The sequence below is a fragment of the Pseudomonas sp. PAMC 25886 genome, from assembly GCF_000242655.1.
Lineage (GTDB): Bacteria > Pseudomonadota > Gammaproteobacteria > Pseudomonadales > Pseudomonadaceae > Aquipseudomonas.
The window spans coordinates 25,949-32,250 of the sequence record NZ_AHHC01000080.1 but is presented as its reverse complement, the minus strand read 5'-3'; the positions used below and the strand labels follow the sequence as shown (position 1 = coordinate 32,250).

4 protein-coding genes are annotated in these 6,302 nt (G+C 65.2%); all 4 read left to right on the top strand.

Going from position 1 to position 6,302, the window contains the following annotated elements; translation table 11 throughout:
• The first annotated feature begins 1,074 nt into the window (after positions 1-1,074).
• The 4 genes from MUM_RS0125390 to MUM_RS0125375 are packed head-to-tail and all read left to right on the top strand — an operon-like array spanning position 1,075 to position 6,285.
• Positions 1,075-2,736 (top strand): ABC transporter substrate-binding protein, encoded by a 1,662-nt coding sequence (locus MUM_RS0125390; RefSeq protein ID WP_010175508.1) that lies wholly within the window; start codon positions 1,075-1,077, stop codon positions 2,734-2,736.
• Positions 2,733-3,713 carry an ABC transporter permease gene (locus tag MUM_RS0125385; RefSeq protein WP_010175506.1) on the top strand — a complete coding sequence of 327 codons (981 nt, stop codon included), beginning with the start codon at positions 2,733-2,735 and terminating at the stop codon, positions 3,711-3,713. Before MUM_RS0125390 ends, MUM_RS0125385 begins: the two co-directional genes overlap by 4 nt.
• Entirely contained in the window at positions 3,710-4,573 is an 864-nt protein-coding gene (locus MUM_RS0125380) for an ABC transporter permease (RefSeq protein ID WP_010175505.1), read from the top strand. The genes MUM_RS0125385 and MUM_RS0125380 overlap by 4 nt, the downstream gene beginning before the upstream one ends.
• On the top strand, positions 4,570-6,285 hold the full coding sequence (locus tag MUM_RS0125375) for a dipeptide ABC transporter ATP-binding protein (RefSeq protein WP_010175503.1): 1,716 nt from the start codon (positions 4,570-4,572) through the stop codon (positions 6,283-6,285). The genes MUM_RS0125380 and MUM_RS0125375 overlap by 4 nt, the downstream gene beginning before the upstream one ends.
• Positions 6,286-6,302: the final 17 nt, after the last annotated feature.

Sequence of the window (6,302 nt, the reverse complement as noted above, 5' to 3'; positions counted from 1 at the left end):
GCCTTGGCAGTCTCAGATCCGTATACGCGGGAGTTGTTGATGGCTGAGGCGATCTGATTCGTGGAAGCTTTTGGGGTACATATCCGTTATTTAGGTAACGGCCGCTTATGGTTTCGCTCTTACAGCGACTCACTTTGGAAAAGCCCCAAAGTAAGCAAAGGGCTCTGCCCCGCCTGTCGGCACCTCGCTAAGGCTCGGTGTTCCCTCACTCCGGCATTGCTCCGCGGGCCGCCGCGACGGGGCGTCCCTGCCCCGTCGCGGCTAAACCGGCGTCCTGCCGGTTTACCCGCTCCGCACCACCTGCGTTCGGCCTCGGGCTTATTGGGGCAGTCAGAGCCAGATCAAGATCAAAAGCAAGAGCACAGCGGCCTACAGGCCGGCTTGAGTGGTAGAAGCCAGATCAAAAGCCAAAGCGAAAGCGAAAACCAAATCTGAAACTGATGCAGCTCTGCTTTTCTGTAGGAGCTGGCTTGCCGGCGATGCAGACACCTCGGTGCATCAGGTACACCCAGTTGATGCTATCGCAGGCAAGCCAGCTCCCACATTTGTACCGTGCCCGCTTTAGATTTTGATTTTGCCTTTGCCTTTGCTTCACACCACTCAAGCCGGCCTGTAGGCCGCTGTGCTGTTGATCTGCTTTTGATCTTGATCTTAGGCGCCCCGTTAAACCACGCTGGCCGAACGCAGGTGGTGCGGAGCGGGTAAACCGGCAGGACGCCGGTTTAGCCGCGACGGGGCAGGGACGCCCCGTCGCGGCGGCCCGCGCAGTAGTACCGGAGAGAGGGCACACCGAGCCTGAGCGAGGTGCCGAGTGGTGGGGCAAGAGCGTTTTGCTTACTTTTGCGCTGTTCAAAAGTGAGCCGCTGTAAGAGCGGAACCCATAGCGGCCGTTACCGCAGCAACGGATATGTACTCGGTCCACCTCATCCCCAAGCTGTTGCCTGACCAACACTTCCCACACACATTGTCGTTTTCCCCAATCTCCCGCCCGCCCAATGTCCCGTATTTACGGCCCCTGAAACCCGGCATGCCTTGTGCAATGACCCAATCCCCGGACTTCAGGCCTCACTCATCATGCAAGAACCCGCCCCTTACCCGCGACGATCCAGCCCGCTGCTCCTTCTGGGCACCGCCACACTCTGCGGCCTGCTCCTGGGCTGCGGCCAAAGCGGCTCGACCGTCACCCGCAGTGACCAACCGGTAAAAGGCGGCACCCTGGTCTACGCCACCGACCGCGAACCCACCTGCCTCGACCCCCACGTGGCCGGCGACATGCCCCAGGTGTTCGTCGCCCAGCAGTACCTGGACTCCCTGGTCTCGATGGACGCCGACGGCCGCATCGGCCCCTGGCTCGCCAAGACCTGGGAAGTGTCCCCGGACGGCCTGACCTACACCTTCCACCTGCGCAACGACGTGCACTTCACCGACGGCACCCCGTTCAACGCCGCAGCGGTAAAGGCCAACCTCGACCACATGGCCAACCCCAAGACCCAGTCGAGCACCGCAGGCGGCTACATCCGCCAATACCGCAGCACCGACGTGCTCGACGAGTACACCGCCGTGGTGCACCTGGCCACGCCTTACGCGGCGTTTCTGGAAGTGTTGGCCCAAGGCTTCCTGGGCATCGAGTCGCCCACCGCACTGCTGCGCTCCCGCGACGTGAACTGCGAAAGCCCCGTGGGCAGCGGCCCGTTCAAGGTCGTGCGCTGGGACCGCCAGAGCCAGGTCGAACTGGTGCGCAACCCCGACTACAACTGGGCGCCGCCCACCGCCAAACACCAGGGCCCGGCCTGGCTCGACCGGATCGTCTGGAAGTTCATCCAGGAACCTTCGGTGCGCTTCGCCTCGTTGCAGGCCGGTGAGGTCGATGTGATCGAAGCGTTACCGCCCGAATCCCACGAGGCCGCCCGGCGCAATCCGGACCTGACCCTGGTGATCGCCCAGCGCCCCGGCAACCCCACCAACGGCACGCTGAACATCACCCGCGCGCCGTTCGATGACTTGCGGGTGCGCGAAGCCTTTGTGCGCAGCTCCGACATCGAGGGTGCGTTGAAGAGTGTGTACTTCAACGAATTCCCCCGCGCCGGCGGCCCGTTGAGCCCGGCCACGCGCTTCTACAACCCGGAGTTCCAGCACGCCCAGGATTACGACCCGGCCCGGGCCGCGCAGTTGCTCGACCAGGCCGGCTGGACCCAACGCGACAGCGAGGGCTACCGCACCAAGGACGGCAAGCGCCTGCAAGTCCATGTGGTGATGGGCAACCGCACGCCACCGTCGGAATACACCCTGTGGGAGCAGGTACAGGCCACTACCCGGCAGGCCGGCTTCGAGCTGATCGTCGACCAGATGAGCGACGTGCAGGCCACCAAACGCCAGGCCGACTGGGACTACGACATTCGCCTCGGCTACTGGAACACCAACACCGCCGACGTGCTGCGGATCATCTTTGGCAGCGAGTTCATTCGCCCCGCAGGCGTAGGGGGCTACCACCAGAACACCGCAGGCTTCAGTGACCCGGCTTTCGACACGCTGATCCAGCAGGCCCTCACCACCCAGGACAGCGAGCAGCGCCGGGCCCTGTATTACCAGGCGCAGAAGATCGCTTCCAGCCAGTACCTGCAATTGACCACCTACCCGCAAAGCACGCGGCTGGGTATCTACAAGACCACCCAGGGCGTGCGGCTGGAGCCGTCGCTGGCGGTGACCTATCTCTATGACGCATGGGTGAACAAATGAGCAGTCCATCACTTGCCAACCCACGGCGCGAGCGCCTGGCCCGGCTCGGCAAACGTGCGCTGTGGCGCCTTGCCGGCGGGGTGCTGGTGCTCTGGGCGGTGGCCACGCTGACCTTCTTTGCCTTGCGCCTGATGCCCGGCGATCCGGTGCAGGCGATCCTCGGCGGCCCGAGCGGCAACCCCACCCCGGAGACCATCGCCGAAGCCACCCGCGAGTACGGCCTCGACAAGCCATTGGCGGTGCAATACGCGCTGTACCTCGGGCGCCTGGTGCAGGGTGACCTGGGGGTTTCCTATTCCCAGCATCTGCCGGTGACCCGAGTGCTCGCCGAGCAATCCTGGCCGACCCTGGAGCTGACCCTGACGTCGCTCGCGTTGGCCTGGGTGCTGGTGCTGGCGCTGACGGTGCTGACCGCCGGACGCCGACGCTGGGTGGCCAGCCTGGCCTCGCTCGCCGAAACCCTGGCCGCCGCGTTGCCGCATTTCTGGTTGGGGATTCTGCTGCTGGCGGTGTTTGCGTTCGGCCTGCGGCTGTTCCCGCCGGCGGGCAGTGACGGCTGGCGCACGCTGGTATTGCCGTCGTTCGCCCTGGCGATTCCGCTGGCGGGGTTTATCGCCCAGGTCACCCGTGAATCCCTGGATTTGACCCTCGACCAACCCTTCATCCTCACCGCCCGAACCCGTGGCCTGAGTGACTTCAACGTGCGCTTCAAACACGCACTGCGCCACGCGGTATTGCCGGGCATCTCGCTGTCGGGCTGGGCCATCGGCGCGCTGATCAGTGGCGCGGTGGTGATTGAAGTGATTTTTTCCCGCAAGGGCCTTGGCCGTCAGCTGTACCAGGCGGTGCAGGCACAGGACCTGCCGCTGACCATCGGCATCAGCCTGGTGGTCGCTGCCGGTTATGTGCTCGCCAACATTCTGGTCGACCTGCTGTACCTGTGGGTCGACCCTCGCCAACAGGAGATTCCAGCATGAGCGGCCTGACCCTCGAAGCACCGCTGCCCGCGCTGCGGATTCAGCGGTCCACCCGCACGCTACGGCCCGGCCCGCTGTTGGCGATTACCTTTCTGCTGCTGGTGATTGTCGCGGCGCTGGTGCCGCAGTTGTTCGCCTACAGCGACCCACTGGCCATCGTGCCCCGCGACGCGTTTCATTCGCCGAGCCTGGCCCACTGGTTCGGCACCGATCAGTCCGGGCGGGATATCTTTTCCCGGGTGATCTACGGCACGCGCCAGTCGCTGTTTATCGGGCTTGCTGCAACCGCTATCGCCATGAGCATCGCCATCGTGCTCGGCCTGCTGGGCGGGCTCGGCGGCGCGCGGGTGGACCGTGGCGTGGGTTGGTTGCTGGAAGTGCTGTTTGCGTTCCCGAGCCTGATTCTGGCGCTGCTGTTCGTGGCGATCTTCGGCAGCGGCATTGGCCCGCTGATTGTCGCCACCGGGCTGGGCAGCGCACCGGGTTACGCACGCATGGTCCGCGGCCAGGTGCTGGCGGTGCGCAACGCGGGCTACATCGAAGCGGCCCGGGCCCTCGGGCATCCGCCGCTGCGCATCATTCTGCGCCAACTGCTCCCGAACGCCATGCGCCCGTTGATCGTGACCCTGACCATGGGCGTGGGCCAGGCGATTGTCTGGGCCTCGGCCCTGAGCTTTCTCGGCCTGGGCGCACGTCCGCCGGCGCCGGAGTGGGGGACCATGTTGTCCATGGGCCGCGACTTTATCGCCAACGCCTGGTGGCTGACGTTCTTCCCCGGCCTGTTCATCGTATTGACCACGCTGTCGACCACGGTCACTGGCCGTTACCTGCAACAACGCCTGGAGGGCCGTCTTTCATGAGCGACCAGAAACGCTTGATCGTTGAAGGGCTGTCCATCGAGTTTGCCGGGCAGTCGGTGGTACGCAATCTGTCTTTCACCCTGGAGCCGGGCAAAACCCTGGCGCTGGTGGGTGAGTCCGGCTCGGGCAAAAGCGTCACCGCCCGCAGCCTGATCGGCCTGGCGGGGGCGGGCGCCAAGGTCACGGCGCGCACCTTGAGTTATGACGGAGTGGATTTGCTCAGCCTGTCGGAGCGCGGCTGGCGCCGTTTGCGCGGCAACGGCATCGGCTTCGTATTGCAGGATGCACTGGTATCCCTCGACCCGTTGCGCCCGGTGGGCAAGGAAATTCTCGAAGTGCTGGAGACCCACCGCTGGGGCGACCGTCGCAGCCGTGGCGAACGGGTCATCGAGCTGCTGGACCTGGTCGGTGTACCCGAGCCGCAACTGCGTGCCCGCCAGCGCCCCGATCAACTCTCTGGCGGCCTGCGCCAGCGTGCGCTGATTGCCAGTGCACTGGCGTTGAACCCCGGCCTGGTGATTGCCGATGAACCCACCACCGCGCTGGATGCCACGGTGCAGGCGCAGATTCTGCAAGTGTTGCAGCAGATCAAGGCCCGTGGCGATTCGCTGCTGATCATCAGCCATGACCTGGCGGTGGTCGCGCAACTGGCGGATGAGGTACTTGTTTTGCGCCACGGTGAAGTGGTGGAGCAGGGCCCGATGGATCAGGTGCTGCTCAACCCGCGCCACGCCTACACGCGCTCGCTGCTGGATGCGGTGCCCGCCGAGCATGCCCGGGGCACACGCCTGTCGCCGGAGCGCAGCAATGCTGTCGCGCAGCCACGGCCGGGCGCGGACTCGCCGGTGTTGCTCAAGGCCTCGGGCCTGGGCAAACGGTATGTCGGCCCCGATCAACAGTCACGCCAGGTGGTGGACGGCGTCAGCTTCGAGCTGCGCGCCGGCCGCACCCTGGGCATCGTCGGTGAGTCCGGTTCGGGCAAAACCACGGTGGCGCGCATCGCCCTCGGGCTGCTGCAACCGGATGCCGGCGAGGTGCGTTTTCTTGACCAGCCATGGGCAGCCGCAGGCGCCGAACGGGTCGAGGAGAAGACTCGACGTTTGCATCGCCGCGACATCAGCGTGATCTATCAGGACCCGCTGAGTTCATTCGACCCGCGCTGGACGGTCGGGCAGATCCTCAGTGATGCGCTGGACGTCGCAGGCATCGACGCCGAGCAACAGGCCGCCCGGGTGGCGCAGTTGCTCGACCAGGTCCGCCTGGCGCCGCAACTGGCCGAGCGTCGGCCGCTGCAACTGTCGGGCGGGCAGCGCCAGCGCGTGGCGATTGCCCGGGCAATTGCCAGCAACCCCAAAGTGATTATCTGTGACGAGCCGGTGTCGGCGCTGGATGTGTCGGTGCAGGCTCAGGTGCTGGACCTGCTGGCCGACCTGCAAGCCTCGCTGGGCCTGGCCTATCTGTTTATCTCCCACGACCTTGGCGTGATTCGCCACGTCAGCGATGAAGTGTTGGTGATGCGCCACGGCCAGGTGGTGGAAAGCGCCAGCGTCGAGACGTTGTTTGAGTCCCCCCAACATGAATACACCCGGCGCCTGTTGGGCGCCGTGCCGCGCCTGCCCGGCAGCGGCACGCAGTTGGTGGTGCCGGCGCTGGAGCCGGAACACCCCGGCTGGCTGTTTGATGAATCGCGCCTGTGGAAAATCGCCATCTAGACCTGAATCAAGGAAGT